The sequence below is a fragment of the Caulobacter sp. GW821-FHT10E02 genome, assembly GCF_059415225.1.
Window position 1 is genome coordinate 1,241,450 of the sequence record NZ_JBWKMV010000001.1, and the last position, 16,260, is coordinate 1,257,709.

General features: G+C 66.4%; 13 protein-coding genes and 3 tRNA genes. 12 read left to right on the forward strand and 4 right to left on the reverse strand.

The genetic code is table 11. The features are described 5' to 3' along the window. Positions 1 to 35: 35 nt before the first annotated feature. Positions 36 to 374: a P-II family nitrogen regulator gene (locus AC07NI_RS05495; RefSeq protein ID WP_494616696.1), complete on the reverse strand. Its 339-nt coding sequence runs from the start codon at positions 372 to 374 to the stop codon at positions 36 to 38. Positions 375 to 611: 237 nt separating this feature from the next. Here AC07NI_RS05495 and AC07NI_RS05500 point away from each other — a divergent pair, with 237 nt between their 5' ends. The 6 genes from AC07NI_RS05500 (at position 612) to AC07NI_RS05525 (ending at position 6,686) form a co-directional block, all read left to right on the forward strand. Continuing rightward, a complete protein-coding gene (locus AC07NI_RS05500; protein ID WP_494616697.1) occupies positions 612 to 2,162 on the forward strand; it encodes an acetyl-CoA acetyltransferase in 1,551 nt (516 codons plus the stop codon). A 5-nt stretch (positions 2,163 to 2,167) separates the two neighbouring features. Then, positions 2,168 to 2,731, forward strand: a complete 564-nt coding sequence (locus AC07NI_RS05505) for a histidine phosphatase family protein (RefSeq protein ID WP_494616698.1) — start codon at positions 2,168 to 2,170, stop codon at positions 2,729 to 2,731. 13 nt (positions 2,732 to 2,744) lie between these two features. Further along, entirely contained in the window at positions 2,745 to 4,217 is a 1,473-nt protein-coding gene (locus AC07NI_RS05510) for an NAD(P)H-hydrate dehydratase (protein ID WP_494616699.1), read from the forward strand. A 12-nt stretch (positions 4,218 to 4,229) separates the two neighbouring features. Next, positions 4,230 to 4,314 (forward strand) — tRNA-Leu (locus tag AC07NI_RS05515). 186 nt (positions 4,315 to 4,500) lie between these two features. Next, positions 4,501 to 5,859: a trigger factor gene (gene tig, locus AC07NI_RS05520; RefSeq protein ID WP_494616700.1), complete on the forward strand. Its 1,359-nt coding sequence runs from the start codon at positions 4,501 to 4,503 to the stop codon at positions 5,857 to 5,859. A 185-nt stretch (positions 5,860 to 6,044) separates the two neighbouring features. Continuing rightward, positions 6,045 to 6,686: an ATP-dependent Clp protease proteolytic subunit gene (locus AC07NI_RS05525; protein WP_494616701.1), complete on the forward strand. Its 642-nt coding sequence runs from the start codon at positions 6,045 to 6,047 to the stop codon at positions 6,684 to 6,686. An 84-nt stretch (positions 6,687 to 6,770) separates the two neighbouring features. Here the strand turns inward: AC07NI_RS05525 and AC07NI_RS05530 are convergent, their stop codons facing one another. After that, on the reverse strand, positions 6,771 to 7,442 hold the full coding sequence (locus tag AC07NI_RS05530) for an HAD-IB family hydrolase (RefSeq protein ID WP_494616702.1): 672 nt from the start codon (positions 7,440 to 7,442) through the stop codon (positions 6,771 to 6,773). 340 nt (positions 7,443 to 7,782) lie between these two features. Here AC07NI_RS05530 and clpX point away from each other — a divergent pair, with 340 nt between their 5' ends. The 6 genes from clpX (at position 7,783) to AC07NI_RS05560 (ending at position 14,946) form a co-directional block, all read left to right on the forward strand. Then, complete coding sequence (gene clpX / locus AC07NI_RS05535; protein WP_494616703.1) at positions 7,783 to 9,045, forward strand: ATP-dependent Clp protease ATP-binding subunit ClpX; 1,263 nt, start codon at positions 7,783 to 7,785, stop codon at positions 9,043 to 9,045. A gap of 400 nt (positions 9,046 to 9,445) precedes the next feature. Then, positions 9,446 to 11,845 (forward strand): endopeptidase La, encoded by a 2,400-nt coding sequence (lon, locus tag AC07NI_RS05540; RefSeq protein WP_494616704.1) that lies wholly within the window; start codon positions 9,446 to 9,448, stop codon positions 11,843 to 11,845. Positions 11,846 to 11,988: 143 nt separating this feature from the next. Next, complete coding sequence (locus AC07NI_RS05545; protein WP_172271492.1) at positions 11,989 to 12,267, forward strand: HU family DNA-binding protein; 279 nt, start codon at positions 11,989 to 11,991, stop codon at positions 12,265 to 12,267. 121 nt (positions 12,268 to 12,388) lie between these two features. Continuing rightward, positions 12,389 to 12,463: transfer RNA gene (locus AC07NI_RS05550), tRNA-Val, on the forward strand. A gap of 131 nt (positions 12,464 to 12,594) precedes the next feature. Further along, positions 12,595 to 13,467 (forward strand): SPFH domain-containing protein, encoded by an 873-nt coding sequence (locus tag AC07NI_RS05555; RefSeq protein ID WP_494616705.1) that lies wholly within the window; start codon positions 12,595 to 12,597, stop codon positions 13,465 to 13,467. 267 nt (positions 13,468 to 13,734) lie between these two features. Next, a complete protein-coding gene (locus AC07NI_RS05560; protein ID WP_494616706.1) occupies positions 13,735 to 14,946 on the forward strand; it encodes a glycosyltransferase family 4 protein in 1,212 nt (403 codons plus the stop codon). Here AC07NI_RS05560 and AC07NI_RS05565 read toward each other — a convergent pair. Then, a complete protein-coding gene (locus AC07NI_RS05565) occupies positions 14,943 to 15,935 on the reverse strand; it encodes an LLM class flavin-dependent oxidoreductase (RefSeq protein WP_494616707.1) in 993 nt (330 codons plus the stop codon). The genes AC07NI_RS05560 and AC07NI_RS05565 overlap by 4 nt on opposite strands. Positions 15,936 to 16,034: 99 nt before the next feature. Beyond that, positions 16,035 to 16,111: transfer RNA gene (locus AC07NI_RS05570), tRNA-Asp, on the reverse strand. Between the last annotated feature and the right edge of the window lie 149 nt (positions 16,112 to 16,260).

The window sequence follows — 16,260 nt, forward strand, 5'->3', positions numbered from 1 at the left end:
CTTGAGCGCTTAAGCGTGTTGACGGTTTGGCCGAGTTAGACGGCGGCCGGGCCGTTTTCTCCGGTTCGGATGCGGATCACTTCCGTGATCTCCGAGACGAAAATCTTGCCATCGCCGATGCGGCCCGTGCGGGCGGCGCGGGTGATGGCTTCCAGAGCCGGCTCCAGTTGGCTGTCCTCGACGACGACCTCGACCTTGATCTTAGGGAGGAAGTCCACGACGTACTCGGCGCCGCGATACAGCTCGGTATGGCCCTTCTGACGGCCATAGCCCTTGGCTTCGAGGACGGTCATGCCCTGGACGCCCATGTCCTGCAGGGCCTCCTTCACCTCATCCAGCTTGAACGGCTTGATGATGGCTTCGATCTTCTTCATCGGTTCCAGTTCCGGGCCCGTCGGCGGCGAACCGCCTTCACTGAGCGGGCAAGCATCACGCTGACCGGAGCGCCGCAAGCGAGCGCCGCCGACATTTATGACCGTTTAGTTGTCGCACGGGCATGTGGCTGAATTTTAGGCGCCTGGCGCCGTGGAAATGTACATTTCTGGAATGGCCGCCAAATGGCCTTGCGACGTGCCGTTTCCCGCCTACGATCGCGCCCAACGATCGTTTGAATGGGGGCGGAAATGCGCGACGACACACCGGTTTTGATCGGCGCGGGCCAATTCACGTATCGAGGCGAGGCGGGAAATTCACCATCTCCGCTGGAATTGCTGAAAGTTGCGGCGGAAAGAGCGGTGCTGGATGCCGGGCTGAAAGGGTCGGTTCTTGCCGATCTCGACGCTTTGGCGGTCGTGGCATTCAGTATCGACGCGCCGGGCGGGCTTTCGAAGCTGCCGCTGCCCCGGCTGGCCGATCCGCCGGCCTCGCTGGCGCGGGCGGTTTCGGCCTCTCCGGCCTGGAGCGTCTACACCGAGACCGGCGGCAACAGCCCGCAGCAGGCGGTCAATGTCGTCTGCGAACGGATCGCCAAGGGCGAGTCGAGCTTCGCCCTGGTGACCGGAGCCGAGTTCCTGGGTTCGCTGATGAAGCGGATGAAGGGCGGCCTGGGCTTTGACGGCTGGGGCGACGACCTCACCAGCACGCCGCAGCGGATCGGCGACCCGCGTCCGGGCGTGACCAGGCAGGAGGGCGCGCACGGCCTGGGCTATCCGGTGAACACCTATCCTCTGTTCGAGAACGCGTTGCGGGCGCGGGACGGGCGGTCGCTCGAGGATCACCAGAAGCAGCTGGGCGCGTTCTTCGCGCCCTTCACGAAGGTCGCCGCCGCCAATCCCAACGCCTGGTTCCCGGTCGAGCGCTCGGCTGAAGAGCTGGTCACGGTCACCGACCGCAATCGGATGGTCGGCTATCCATACCCGAAGTACCTGAACGCCATCATGGAGGTCGATCAGTCGGCCGCCGTGCTGATCGCCAGCGTCGCCAAGGCCCGCGAGTTGGGCGTGTCGGAGGACAGGTGGGTCTTCCTGCACGGCTGCGCCGACGCTTCGGACCTCTGGTATCCGCTGGAGCGCCAGGACTACCACTCCAGCCCCGCCATGCGCCTGACCGGCGAACGAGCCTTGGAGATGGCCGGCATCGGGGTCGAGGACCTCGACGTCATCGACCTCTATTCCTGCTTCCCGTCGGCGGTGCGGATCGGGGCCGAGGAGATCGGCCTGGCGTTGGACGATCCACGCGGCCTGACCATCACCGGCGGCCTGCCTTACTTTGGCGGGCCCGGGAACAACTACGCCCTGCACGCCATCGCCGAGATGGTCGGCAAGCTGCGCGAACGGCCCGGCGCCTACGGCCTGTCGACCGCCAACGGCTGGTTCCTGACCAAGCAGTCGGTCGGCATCTATTCGACCAAGCCGGTCGAGGGGACATGGGAGCGCCAGCCGCCCTCGGTGCTGCAGGCCCAGATCGACGCGCTGCCGCATCCGGAGATCGTCGAGAAGCCGGAAGGGCCGGCGACGATCGAGACCTATACCGTCGTCCATGGCCGAGAGGGCGTGCGGATGGGCATCGTCATCGGGCGGGACGCGGAAGGACGCCGCTTCGTCGCCCAGACGCCGGACGACCCGACGGTGCTGCTCGATCTTGAAAGCCGTGAAGGCGTCGGCCGGACCGGCACGGTCGGCCCGCACCCGGACGGCGTCCGCAACCTCTTCGTTCCGGATTGAGCGCCATGGCCCTTGTTCACGTGATCCGCCACGGCAAGCCCGCCGCGACCTGGGGCGGGAGCGACGAAGACCCGGGTCTCGACACGATCGGCCATGCCCAGGCCGACGCCGTCGCCCAGGCGATCCTGGCGTTGCCGGAGCGACCGATCCGCGTAGTGTCCTCGCCCTTGCGCCGCTGCCGCGAGACCGCCGAGCCCCTAGCCAAGGCGCTGGGTGTCGAACTGATCATCGATCCGCGCGTCGGTGAGATCCCGACCCCGGCGGCGCTGTCGCACGAGGAGCGCCCGGCCTGGCTGAAGCGGGCCTTCGAGGGGCGTTGGGACGAGATCCGGGGCGATCTGGACTATGTCGCCTGGGCGGAAGGCGTGGCCGCGGCGTTGCGCGATTATCCCGGCGCGGCGGTGTTCAGCCACTTCGTCGCCCTCAACGCGGCGGTCGGCGTCGCCACCGGCCAGGCCGAGGTCATGGCGTTTCGGCCTGATCACTGCTCGCGCACCGTGTTCCAGATCGACGGCGACCGCTTGATCCTGGTGGAGAAAGGGCGCGAAGCTCAGAGCCAAGTGCTTTGAGGGAAGAGTAAGCGTGGCGCGAGAAATCCTGACCGTCGCCCAGATGGCCGCGGCCGACCGTGCCTCCGTCGAACGCGGCACGCCGATCCCGGTCTTGATGGAGCGCGCCGGCGAGGCCGTGGCCCAGGCCGTCCGCGCCCGCTACGCCCACCGCCGCGTGGTGATCTGGTGCGGCCCTGGTGACAATGGCGGCGACGGCTATGTCGCCGCGCGCCACCTGCGCCGGCGCGGTTGGCAGGTCGTGGTCGAGGCGGCCTATCCGCCGTCCAGCGACGCCTGCCGCTGGGCCGCCTCGCGCTGGAAGGGCGAGGTGCGCCCGCTGTCGGCCGAACTGGCGTCGGACACGCTCTATATCGACGCCCTGTTCGGCGCGGGTCTGTCGCGGCCGCTGGAGGGCGAGGTCGCCCGGCTGGCGCGGGCCAGCCACGAGCCGTCGTCGCCGACCCTCGTCGCGGTCGACACGCCTTCGGGCGTCCATGGCGACACCGGCAGGCCGTTGGGCGATGCGGCCTTCCGCGCCGACCTGACCGTCACCTTCCACCGCCGCAAGCCCGCCCACGTGCTGATCGAGGGCCGCAAGGCCTGTGGCGAGGTCGTGCTGGCCGATATCGGCCTGTCGTCCGTCGATCCGGTCGACCTCTTCGAGAACGATCCCGACCTCTGGGGCAAGCGCTTCCCGTGGCCGGCGCTGGACGCTCACAAGCACACGCGCGGCCGCCTGAAGGTGGTCAGCGGTGAGATGTGGAGCACCGGCGCGGCCCGCCTGGCGGCGCGCGGCGGCCTGCGCATCGGGGCCGGCGCGGTGACCGTACTCTCGCCGCCGGGGGCTCTGGCGGTCAACGCCGCCCACCTGGAGGCGATCATGCTGGTTCCGTTCGGGACGGAGGCGGACCTAGCCGTCGCCGCCGAGCAGGCCGACGCGGTGATCATCGGCCCGGCGGCCGGGGTGGGGGAGGCGACCGCTCAGAACCTGCAGGCCCTGACCCAGACCGGCGCGGCCCTGATCGTCGACGCCGACGCCCTGACCAGCTTCCGGCACGATGTCGACACCCTGTTCGCCTGCCTGGATCGTGACGACGTGCTGACCCCGCATCCGGGCGAGTTCGAGCGAATCTTCCCCGGCCTGCTGGCCCGATCGCCTGAGCGGATCACCGCGGCCCGTGAAGCGGCCAAGCGGGCAGGGGCCGTGGTGCTGCTGAAGGGCCCCGACACCGTGGTCGCCGCGCCGGACGGACGGGCCGCTGTCTCGCTGAACGGCACGCCCTGGCTGGCCACCGCCGGTTCGGGCGACGTGCTGGCCGGCTTCATCGGCGGGCTTATCGCGCAAGGCATGGAGAGCTTCGAGGCCGCCTGCGCCGGTGCGTGGATCCACGCCGAATGCGGCGCCCGCCACGGCCCCGGCCTGACCGCCGAGGATCTGCCGGGCCTGGCGCCCGCCGTACTGGCCGAGCTCTACGGGCTTGCGCGGCCCGGCCCAAATCCGTAAGCCCGCTCCCACGCGGATGTGGCGAAACTGGTAGACGCACCAGATTTAGGTTCTGGCGCCGAGAGGCGTGGAGGTTCGAGTCCTCTCATCCGCACCACCATTCTCACCGGGCCTCCAGGCCTGGATGAGTTTTGTCGCCGCCGCTCTTGGATGCTCGCGCACGTCGTGACATAAGGGCGGTCTTTCGCCGCCCCCGGCTTTCGCGGGCGGCGTCGATCTTTTGGACCCCCCAGGGCGGAGTTCGAGCGCGCGGCGCCCCGGACCCGAGAAAATAAGAATGTCGATGCAGATCGTTGAAAAGTCGAACGAAGGCCTCAGCCGCGTTTTTAGCGTCACGGTTCCCGCGAGCGAGCTGACCACGCGTCTGGAAGCCCGGATCGCCGAAGTCGCGCCGCAGATGAACGTCAAGGGCTTCCGTCCGGGCAAGGTGCCGGCCGCCCACGTTCGCCGCCTGTACGGCAAGGGCCTGATGGGCGAAGTCATCGAGCAGGCGCTCAACGAGACCACCCAGAAGGTCCTGGACGACAACAAGCTGCGTCCGGCCGGCCAACCCGAGCTGAACCCGACGTCGGACATGGACAAGGTCCTGGACGGCGGTCTGGACCTGGCGTTCGACCTGGCCGTCGAAGTGATGCCGGACTTCGAGCCGATCGACCCGACCACCATCGAGCTGGTCAAGCCGGTCTACAAGGTCGGCGACGAGGAAGTCGACGAAGCCCTGGAAGAGCTGTCCAAGCAAGCGCGCACCTATGAGCCGCGCACGGGCAAGAGCCTGAAGGCCAAGGACGGCGACCAACTGCTGATCGACTTCGTCGGCACCATCGACGGCGTCGAGTTCGCCGGCGGCAAGGCCGAAGGCGCCGAGCTGGTCCTGGGTTCGGGCCAATTTATCCCGGGCTTCGAAGAACAACTGGTCGGCGCCAAGCCGGGCGACGAAATCACCGTGAAGGTGAAGTTCCCGGAAGAGTATCAAGCCGCCGAACTGGCCGGTAAGGACGCCGAGTTCGCCACCAAGGTCACCGAAGTCCGCGCACCGGTCGACGGCAAGGCCGACGATGAGCTGGCCAAGCGCCTGGGTCTGTCGGACCTGGCCGCCCTGAAGGACCTGCTGCGCTCGAACCTGGGCAGCCGCTACGAGAACAGCTCGCGCTTCAAGCTGAAGCGCGCTCTGCTGGACGTCCTGGACACCAAACACGACTTCGCCCTGCCGCCGCGCATGGTCGACGCCGAGTTCGCCGGCATCTGGCAACAGGTCGAGGCCGACAAGGCCCGTGGCGGCCTGCCGCCGGAAGACGCCGACAAGACCGAAGACCAGCTGAAGGACGAGTACAAGAAGATCGCCGAGCGCCGCGTGCGCCTGGGTCTGGTGCTCGCCGAGATCGGCCGCAAGAACGACGTGGTCGTCACCGACCAGGAACTGACCGACGCCATCATGCGCGAAGCTCGCCAGTACGGCGCGCAAGCCCAGCAGGTGTTCGACATGTACCGCCAGCGCGCCGACCTGCAGGCCGCCCTGCGCGCCCCGATCTATGAAGACAAGGTCGTCGACCTGATCTTCAACAAGGCCAAGGTCGAGGAGAAGGAAGTCTCCAAGGACGAACTCCTGGAAGAAGACGACCTGCCGGAAGGCTACGGCGGCTAAGGCCAGCCGAGGCTGACAGAAACGAGGCGCGGTCCGTGAGGGCCGCGCCTTTTTTCATGCCGCCACGAAACCGCCGGCTCCTTGCAACCTGTTAAGCGCCACGCGATATGCGATAGCGACGGCGCGCGGGGGCTGATTCGTTTTCGGGTCACCCAGAAGCAAGCGCCAAAGACACACGACGAAGGGTGATCCCGATGATGTACGATCCGATGGCGACGGCCATGAACCTGGTTCCGATGGTGGTCGAGCAGACCAGCCGCGGCGAGCGCGCGTTCGACATCTTCTCGCGCCTGCTGAAGGAGCGGATCATCTTCCTGACCGGTCCGGTGGAAGACGGCATGGCCAGCCTGATCTGCGCCCAGCTGCTGTTCCTGGAGTCGGAGAACCCCAAGAAAGAGATCGCCATGTACATCAACTCGCCGGGCGGCGTGGTGACGTCGGGCCTCGCGATCTATGACACCATGCAATACATCAAGAGCCCCGTCTCGACGGTGTGCATGGGCATGGCCGCCTCGATGGGTTCGCTGCTGCTGCAAGCCGGCGCGCCGGGCCAGCGCATCGCGCTGCCGAACGCCCGCATCATGGTGCACCAGCCGTCGGGCGGCTTCCGTGGCCAGGCCTCGGACATCGAGCGCCACGCCGAGGACATCATCAAGACCAAGCGCCGCCTGAACGAAATCTATGTCAAGCACACCGGCCGCACCTATGAGGAAGTCGAAAAGACCCTCGACCGCGACCACTTCATGAGCGCCGACGAAGCCAAGGCCTGGGGCCTGGTCGATCACGTCTACGACACGCGCGACGCGGCCGAGGCCGGCGCTGAATAAGCGCTAAGCTTCGCTGAAACGACAAAGCCGCCGATCTTCGGATCGGCGGCTTTTTTGTTGTCTCGTCGGCTGCGGCAAATCCGCTCAGGTGGCGGGCTTGCCTCGGAAGACGCGGTAACCCTTCTCGTCGGCGATCGCCAGCATCTCGGTGTCGCCCGAGGTGTCGCCATAGGCGGCCGTCAGGTGCACGTCGGGGCCGAAGACCTCGCGCAGGCGCAGCACCTTTTCCTTAGCCCGGCAGTTGTTCCCATCGAGCCCGCCCAGGATGCGGCCGTCCTCGTTGGTCATCAGGCGAGTGCCGATCAGCATGTCGGCCCCCAGGCCCCGCGCGAACGGCGCGACGGTGATCTCGGGGGAGGCGGTGACGATGACCATCTTCGCGCCCTTGGCCCGCCAGGACCGCCAGACGGCCAGGGCGTCGGGGCGCAGAAGGGACGGCGCATGGGTCTGCGCGAAGGCCCGGGCGTCGTTCTCGATCTGCTCGACGGTGGAGCCCTTCAGGAACTCGCGGACCGCGGCCGCCTTGAGTTTGGCGCGGTTGCGGTCGAAGACATAGGCGATCAGCGACGGGGTCAGGCGGATGACGCCGCGCGTCCAGCGACGCCCCGCGCGCCACTTCAGGAAGGCGTTGAAGCTGTCCCGGACGGTGAGGGTGCCATCGAAGTCGAAGGCGACGAGCGCGGGCTCGTGGCCCATCTCGCCAGTCATCGGACGCGACGCGCTCAAACCCATCGACATCAACGAACGCTTCGCCATCGACCTTCCCAAAGAGCGCGCTTTCCGCGCTCGACCCCGCAAACGATTCCTCGTGTCGTCATACGGGGTTACGCGGGCGGCGGTAAGGCCCAAGACGCTCGGCGCTTGCACCGGCGCGCCAATCGCCCAAATTAGATGACGAGGTCATGACGCGATCTGGCCGGTTTAGGCGTTTGAGGCTCGAAAGGCGCCGCCAAGGCTTGTGAACCTAGCCCGGATCGGGGAATGTCAAGGATTAGACAACTCCCGGCGTATATCCTGTCTGCTTCGGTGGCGGTGTATGCGCTCGGAGGGGCGTCTCGGCGTTAAGCCGTAAGCCGCCATAGTGTGAGAAGCGATCATGACGAAAGCCGCGAGCGGCGACACGAAAAGCACCCTGTATTGTTCTTTCTGCGGAAAGAGCCAGCACGAGGTGCGCAAGCTCATCGCGGGACCGACGGTGTTCATTTGTGATGAATGCGTCGAGCTCTGCATGGATATCATTCGCGAAGAGCACAAGATCGCTTTCGTGAAGTCCAAGGACGGCGTCCCGACGCCGCGCGAGATCTGCGAAGTCCTGGACGATTACGTAATCGGGCAAGGTCACGCCAAGAAGGTGCTCGCGGTCGCGGTGCACAATCACTACAAGCGCCTGAACCACGCCTCGAAGAACAACGACGTCGAACTGGCGAAATCGAACATCCTGCTGGTCGGTCCGACCGGTACGGGTAAGACGCTGCTGGCCCAGACCTTGGCCCGAATCATCGACGTGCCGTTCACGATGGCCGACGCCACGACGCTGACCGAAGCCGGTTACGTCGGCGAAGACGTCGAGAACATCGTGCTGAAGCTGCTGCAAGCCGCCGACTACAATGTCGAGCGCGCCCAGCGCGGCATCGTCTACATCGATGAAATCGACAAGATCAGCCGCAAGTCGGACAACCCGTCGATCACCCGCGACGTGTCGGGTGAGGGCGTGCAGCAGGCCCTGCTGAAGATCATGGAAGGCACCGTCGCCTCCGTGCCGCCGCAAGGCGGGCGCAAGCATCCGCAGCAGGAGTTCCTGCAAGTCGACACCACGAACATCCTGTTCATCTGCGGTGGCGCCTTCGCCGGCCTTGAGAAGATCATCTCGGCGCGCGGCGCGGCCAAGTCGATCGGCTTCGGCGCGAAAGTGACCGATCCGGAAGAGCGCCGCACGGGCGAGATCCTGCGGAACGTCGAGCCCGACGACCTGCAGCGCTTTGGCCTGATCCCGGAATTCATCGGCCGTCTGCCGGTGGTCGCGACCCTGGAGGATCTCGACGAGACCGCCCTGGTCAAGATCCTGACCGAGCCGAAGAACGCCTTCGTCAAGCAGTACCAGCGCCTGTTCGAGATGGAGAACATCGGCCTGACCTTCACCGAGGACGCCCTGCACCAGGTCGCCAAGAAGGCCATCGTGCGCAAGACCGGCGCGCGCGGCCTGCGGTCGATCATGGAAGGCATCCTGCTGGAGACCATGTTCGAGCTGCCCAGCTACGAGGGCGTCGAGGAAGTGGTGGTCAACGCCGAGGTCGTCGAAGGCCGGGCCCAGCCGCTGCTGATCTACGCCGAGAAGAAGGGCGGGGCGGCTTCGGCCTAACCCCGAGCTTCATCGCGAAATCGAAGGCGCGCCTTTTTGGATAAAGGCGCGCCTTTTTCGTGGATAAGCCGGGGTCGTAAACCTGTTGGACGACCGGTGAGGCTTCGGCGCCACGGGCAGCTTGAGCGAGCGAAACCCGCGAAAACATTGGCTCTTGGGCGAACTTGCCCCTGGGATCGATGTTGGGGGCATACCCGCACCAGCTTTGCCAGTCGGACGCGACTTGTCGCCGCTGTGGGGCGAGTACGCTTGAACCCTGTTGTAAAACGTCCACATAAATAACGAACATCCGCCCAGTCCCGGGCGGACGGGTCGTTCGACTCAGGCGCATCGTCTGAAGTTACGGCGGCCCGCATGGCCAAGGCGTCTAGGGGCGCTTAAGGCCGGGAGTATTGAGCACATGTCCGAACTACGTACGCTTCCTGTCTTGCCGCTGCGGGATATCGTTGTGTTCCCGCACATGGTCGTGCCGCTTTTCGTGGGCCGCGACAAATCCGTGCGCGCGCTCGAGGAAGTGATGCGCGGTGACAAGCAGATCCTGCTCGTCACCCAAAAGAACTCGGCGGATGATGATCCGGCGCCGGGCGACATCTTCGATGTCGGCGTCCTGGCCACCGTCCTCCAGCTGCTGAAGCTGCCCGACGGCACCGTCAAGGTGCTGGTCGAGGGCAAGGGCCGTGCGGCTGTCGTGAAGTTCACCGACCAGGAGTCCTTCTACGAGGCCCAGATCGGCGAAGTCAGCGAAGACGAAGGCGCCGGCCCCGAGGCCGAGGCCCTGTCGCGCGCGGTCGTCGAGCAATTCGAAAACTACGTCAAACTGAACAAGAAGGTGCCGCCGGAGGCCCTGGCGTCGATCCCGCAGATCGCCGAACCGGGCAAGCTGGCCGACAGCATCGCCGCTCACCTGTCGGTGAAGATCGGCGACAAGCAGAACCTGCTGGAAATCTTCGACGTCGTGAAGCGCCTGGAAAAGGTCTTCGCCCTCATGGAGGGCGAGATCTCGGTGCTGCAGGTCGAGAAGAAGATCCGCTCGCGCGTGAAGCGCCAGATGGAGAAGACCCAGCGCGAGTACTATCTGAACGAACAGATGAAGGCGATCCAGCGCGAGCTGGGGGACCCGGATGACTCGCGCGACGAGCTGATCGATCTCGAAAAGCGCATCAAGAAGACCAAGCTTTCCAAGGAAGCCCGCACCAAGGCCGAGAGCGAGCTGAAGAAGCTGCGCAACATGAGCCCGATGTCGGCCGAGAGCACCGTGGTCCGGAACTATCTGGACTGGCTGCTGTCGATCCCGTGGGGCAAGGCCAAGACCAAGAAGATCGACCTGGTCGAGGCCGAAGGCATCCTGGACGAAGACCACTACGGCCTGGAGAAGGTCAAGGAACGGATCCTGGAGTACCTGGCCGTCCAGGCCCGGACCAACTCGCTGAAGGGCCCGATCCTGTGCCTGGTCGGTCCTCCCGGCGTCGGCAAGACCTCGCTGGGCAAGTCGCTGGCCAAGGCCACCGGTCGCGAGTTCGTGCGCATGAGCCTCGGCGGCGTGCGTGACGAGGCCGAGATCCGCGGTCACCGCCGTACCTATATCGGCTCGATGCCCGGCAAGGTCATCCAGTCGATGAAGAAGGCCAAGACCACCAACGCCTTCGTCCTGCTGGACGAGATCGACAAGATGGGCAGCGACTACCGCGGCGACCCCGCCTCGGCGCTGCTGGAAGTGCTCGATCCGTCGCAGAACTCGACCTTCGGCGACCACTATCTGGAGGTCGACTACGACCTGAGCCAGGTGATGTTCGTCACGACGGCCAACAGCTTGAACATGCCCCAGCCGCTGCTGGACCGCATGGAGATCATCCGCATCCCCGGCTACACCGAGGATGAGAAGCTGGAGATCGCCAAGCGGCACATCCTGCCGAAGCTGGCCAAGGACCACGGCCTGAAGCCGGCCGAGTTCATCGTGCCGGACAAGGCGATCAGCGACCTGATCCGCTACTACACCCGGGAAGCCGGCGTGCGGTCGCTGGAGCGGGAACTGGGCGCCCTGGCGCGCAAGACGGTGCGTGACCTGGCTCGCGAAAAGCTGGCCTCGATCACCATCGACGACGAGCGTCTGGCCAAGTACGCGGGCGTCAAGAAGTACCGCTACGGCGAGACCGACGAAGTCGACCAGGTCGGCATCGTCACCGGTCTGGCCTGGACGGAGTTCGGCGGCGACATCCTGACCATCGAAGCCGTGAAGATGCCGGGCAAGGGTCGCATGCAGATCACCGGCAACCTCAAGGAAGTGATGAAGGAGTCGATCGCGGCCGCGAACAGCTATGTCCGTTCGCGGGCGGTGCAGTTCGGCATCAAGCCGCCGATCTTCGAGAAGACCGACGTCCACATCCACGTGCCGGACGGCGCCACGCCCAAGGACGGTCCGTCCGCCGGCGCGGCCATGGGCCTGGCCATCGTCTCGGTGCTGACCGGCATCCCGATCCGCAAGGATATCGCCATGACCGGCGAGATCACCCTGCGCGGCCGGGTCACCGCCATCGGCGGCCTGAAGGAGAAGCTGCTCGCGGCTCTGCGCTCCGGCGTGAAGACCGTGCTGATCCCGCAGGAAAACGAGAAGGACCTCGTGGACGTGCCCCAGAGCGTGAAGAGCGGTCTGGAAATCATCCCGGTCTCGACCATGGACGAGGTGCTCAAGCACGGCCTCACCGGCCCCTTGACCCCGGTCGAGTGGAACGAGGCCGACGAGCCGATTGCTGCGGGTGCGAAGAAGGATGACGGCGACGCTGACGCCGTTCTCACCCACTAACTGCAACTAATCGTTGATAACTTAGGCGGCGCGGGAGATTCCCGCGCCGCTCTCGTTTGACGAGGCATTTTCAACCGCCATAATCCCCGCTGAGCCAAGCGCCGTAGGCAAAAAAGCGGCGCTGCTCAGGCTGGGAGAAAAACATGACCACAAAAGCCGAACTCGTCACGGCGATCGCCGAGAAGGCGGGCATCAACAAGAACCAGGCCAAGGACGCTCTGGAAGCCTTTATCGACGCCGTCACCGACTCGCTGAAATCGGGTCAGGACGTTCGCCTGGTCGGTTTCGGCACCTTCAAGGCCGTCGCCCGCGCCGCCGGCACCGCGCGCAACCCGCGCACCGGCGAGACCGTGAACCGTCCCGCGTCCAAGACCGCACGCTTCCAGGTCGGCGAAGGCTTGAAGTCCTCGCTGAACGGCTAATCAGTTTTTCCGCTTAAGGAGGGGCGGGGCGTCAGCGGCTGACGTTCCGCCTTTTCGTTTTCGGCTTTTCGTTTTCGCGCTTTGCGCGGCGCTCGGCTGCGGCTAGAAGCGCCGCCCGGGCGGGCAGTTAGCTCAGCGGTAGAGCGTCTCGTTTACACCGAGAGGGTCGGGGGTTCGATCCCCTCACTGCCCACCATTCCTCCCGTCATCCGTTGCCACGGTCTCTCATCGGTCCCAGCCGGAGAGGGCGTGCGCATGGCCACGCTTTTCCTCTGGATAACAGCGATCAAAGTGATATCACTTTGATCGCAACGCTGGAGGCGCGTCATGACAGAAGCCCACACCATCAACCGCACCACCGAACGCCCGCACGCGGGCATGGGCGGCGGTCTGCCGCTCTTGGCCCTGCCGATCATGTTGGCCGGCGCGATCTTCGCGTTCTCGCAAGGCGTGCCGATCGCCGGCGGCCTGTTGATCTTCCTGCTGCTGCTGGTGTCCAGCGGCTTCTATTCGGTGCAGCCGAACGAGGCCTTCGTCATCACGCTGTTCGGCTCGTATGTGGGCACCGACCGCAAGACCGGCCTGCGCTGGATCCTGTTCTGGTATGGCCGCAAGAAGATCAGCCTGCGGGTGCGCAACGTCACCAGCGAGACGCTGAAGGTCAACGACAAGCGCGGCAACCCTATCGAGATCGCCGCCAACATCGTCTGGCGCGTGCAGGACTCGGCCCAGGCCCTGTTCGACGTCGATGACTACGCCGCCTTCGTCCACATCCAGATCGAGACCGGCTTGCGCGAGGTCGCCTCGCACTATGCCTACGACCACGCGGAGGAGGGCGAGCCGACCCTGCGCGCCCATGCCGAGGAGGTTGGCGACCGCCTGCAGAAGGACCTGCAGCTGCGCTGCGCCGTGGCCGGCGTCGCCATTGACGAGGCTCATCTGATGCACTTGGCCTACGCGCCCGAGATCGCCGGCTCGATGCTGAAGCGCCAGCAGGCCGGGGCCGTGCTGGCCGCGCGCCGCACGATCGTCGCCGGGGCCGTGGATATGGTCGAGAGCGCCTTGAGCCAACTGGCCGAGCGCGGCGTCGTCCAACTGGACGACGAGCGACGCGCGGCGATGGTCTCCAACCTGCTGGTGGTGCTGTGCGCCGACCGCGAGGCCCAGCCCGTGGTCAACACCGGCACGCTGTACGGCTGACGTGGCGGGCGATCCCAAGGAGACGAAAGGGGGGCGGCGCGCATTTCTGATGCGTGTCCGTCCCGAGGTGCTGGCCGCCGTAGAACGGCTCGCCAACGCTGAGTTGCGCAGCGTGAATGCTCAGGTAGAAGTATTGCTTCGAGAAGCTCTGAGCAGGCGCGGCGCGTCGCTGAAATCGTCCGGGAACGGCGAGGAACCGTGAGTGTCGCAAAAGCTTTATCGTTCCAGGGCCGAATGGGGGGCCTGGAGTAACGATGAGGAATCGGCGTGACGGACACGACACTGACTCGGCCCGCCGGCCCGCGCGGTTTCCAGTCCAAGATCGCTCCGCCGACTGACGGCCCGGTCCGTCTCGTCGACACCACCATGCTTTATGCCCCGCGCAGCGGCGGCGTGCGTCGCTACTTGGCGTCCAAGCGCGCCTGGCTGGCCGCCAATCGCCCGGAAGTCCGCCATACGCTGGTGGTGCCGGGCGCGCGCGATTCCTATGACGGCCAGGGGCGGGTCTCGATCTATGCCGCGCCGCTCCCGTTCGGGGCCGGCTACCGCTGGCCCGTGGTCAAGGCCGCCTGGATGGATCGGCTGATCCGCCAGCGCCCTGATCTCATCGAAGCAGGCGATCCCTATACGCCGGGTCTCGCGGCGCTGCGGGCCGGCGACGCCCTGGGCGTGCCGGTCGTCGGCTTCTGCCACACCGACCTTGGCGCCCTGGCGGCGCTGCATATCGGCGAGTGGGCCGAAAAGCCGGTCCAGAAGCGCTGGGCCGCCATCTACCGTCAGTTCGACCAGGCCGTGGCGCCCAGCCGCTTCATCGCCGGCCGCCTGATCGAGGCCGGGGTGCACAACGCCATCGGCCTGCCGCTGGGCGTCGATACCGAGCTCTTCCATCCTGCGCGCGCCGATCGTGAAGGCCTGCGCAAGCGCCTGGGCGTCGCGCCCGACGAGCGCCTGCTGGTCTTCGCGGGCCGTCCGGCTCGCGAGAAAAGGCTGGATGTGCTGGTCAGCGCCGTCGAGAAGCTGGGCGCGCCCTACAAGCTGCTGTTCGTCGGGGCCGGCGGCGGCGCGCCGATCAGCGACCGGGCCATCTGCCTGGACTATGTTCGCGACCCGGCCGAGCTGGCCGGCGTGCTGGCCAGCTGCGACGCCTTCGTCCACGCCAACGACAACGAGCCGTTCGGCCTGATCGTGCTGGAGGCCATGGCCTGCGGCCTGCCCGTGGTCGGCGTCGCCGCCGGCGGGGTCGCCGAGTCGGTCGATCAGGAGGTTGGCCAGCTGGCGACTCGCTCCGAACCCGCTGCTTTCGCCGAGGCGATCGAGGCCCTGTTCTCGCGAGACCTGGCCGTGGTGGGCGCCGCGGCCCGTCGCCGCGCCGTCGAGCGGCACGGCTGGGACGCGGTGTTCCGTCAGCTCTGCGCCATCTATGGCGGCCTGACGGGCCGTCAGGCGTTCGGCCGCCAGCTACAGCTGCGCGACCACTAGGCTTTCAAGGCCGCCAGGATCTCGTAGCTGCGCTTGCGGGCGTCGTGGTCGTAGATCTGCGAGGCGAACATCAGCTCGTCGGCCTCGGTCAGTTTCAGAATCTGCTCGACCTTGCGCTTGACCGTCTCGGGCGAGCCGATCGCCGAATATTGGAAGGTGTGATCCAGGCCCGCTAGTTCGGCTTCCGAGGCGTGCTCGCGGATATCGTCGACCGGCGGCGGCAGCAGGCCGGGACGGCCGCGGCGCAGGGCCAGGAACTGCTGCTGGGTCGAGGTGGCCAGGCGAGTCGCTTCCTTATCGGTGTCGGCCGCGCAGACGCCGATGCAGACCATGGCGTACGGCTTGTCCAAGACCTCCGACGGCTTGAAGTGCCGGCGATAGAGGAGGAGGGCGTCCAGCAGCGAGTCGGGGGCGAAGTGAGCGGCGAAGGCGAAGGGCAGGCCCAGGGCCGCGGCCAGCTGCGCGCCCCAGGTCGACGAACCCAGCAGCCAGATCGGCACGTCCTGGCCTTCGCCCGGCACGGCGCGGATGTTCTGGTCCGGATCGGCCGGCTTGAACCAGTGCTGCAGCTCGACGACGTCCTGGGCGAACGAATCGACCGCCCCGGCATAGCGGCGCAGGGCCCGCATGGTGCCCTGGTCCGTGCCCGGCGCGCGGCCCAGGCCCAGGTCGATGCGGCCGGGATAGAGCGCGGCCAGGGTGCCGAACTGCTCGGCGACCATCAGCGGCGCATGATTGGGCAGCATGACGCCGCCCGAACCGACCCGAATCGTCTTCGTCCCACCGGCCACGTGGCCGATCACGACCGCCGTCGCGGCTGACGCGATTCCCGGCATGTTGTGATGCTCGGCCAGCCAGTAGCGGTGAAAGCCGAGGGATTCGGCGTGGCGCGCGAGATCCAGGCTGTTGTGAAGGGCCTGGCCGACCGGGGTTCCTTGCGGAACGGGCGCGAGGTCGAGGACGGAGAACGGCGGGTAAGCGGAGGTCATGTCCGCTACATGGCGTGTGGCGTCGGCAACTCAAGCCTCTAAGCAACTTTGGGCGTTGCGGAAGCGGTTCGCGATTTAGGTGGGGAAACCACCGGACGGTGGCGCGAATGACGGGACTCGAACCCGCGACCTCCGGCGTGACAGGCCGGCGCTCTAACCAACTGAGCTACATCCGCATCGTTGCGCCTGGGCGCGACGGTCGTCCGTAAACCGAGAGGAGGGTGCGTTCCGACCCCTTTTGAAAAGGGGTGGCGCGAATGACGGGACTCGAACCCGCGACCTCCGGCGTGACAGGCCGGCGCTCTAACCAACTGAGCTACATCCG

Excerpts from the sequence above, each read along its gene's own strand:
- AC07NI_RS05495 (WP_494616696.1), bottom strand. The coding sequence starts at position 374 with ATGAAGAAGATCGAAGCCATCATCAAGCCGTTCAAGCTGGATGAGGTG.
- AC07NI_RS05500 (WP_494616697.1), top strand. The coding sequence starts at position 612 with ATGGGGGCGGAAATGCGCGACGACACACCGGTTTTGATCGGCGCGGGC.
- AC07NI_RS05505 (WP_494616698.1), top strand. The coding sequence starts at position 2,168 with ATGGCCCTTGTTCACGTGATCCGCCACGGCAAGCCCGCCGCGACCTGG.
- tig (WP_494616700.1), top strand. The coding sequence starts at position 4,501 with ATGCAGATCGTTGAAAAGTCGAACGAAGGCCTCAGCCGCGTTTTTAGC.
- AC07NI_RS05530 (WP_494616702.1), bottom strand. The coding sequence starts at position 7,442 with ATGGCGAAGCGTTCGTTGATGTCGATGGGTTTGAGCGCGTCGCGTCCG.
- clpX (WP_494616703.1), top strand. The coding sequence starts at position 7,783 with ATGACGAAAGCCGCGAGCGGCGACACGAAAAGCACCCTGTATTGTTCT.
- lon (WP_494616704.1), top strand. The coding sequence starts at position 9,446 with ATGTCCGAACTACGTACGCTTCCTGTCTTGCCGCTGCGGGATATCGTT.
- AC07NI_RS05545 (WP_172271492.1), top strand. The coding sequence starts at position 11,989 with ATGACCACAAAAGCCGAACTCGTCACGGCGATCGCCGAGAAGGCGGGC.
- AC07NI_RS05555 (WP_494616705.1), top strand. The coding sequence starts at position 12,595 with ATGACAGAAGCCCACACCATCAACCGCACCACCGAACGCCCGCACGCG.
- AC07NI_RS05565 (WP_494616707.1), bottom strand. The coding sequence starts at position 15,935 with ATGACCTCCGCTTACCCGCCGTTCTCCGTCCTCGACCTCGCGCCCGTT.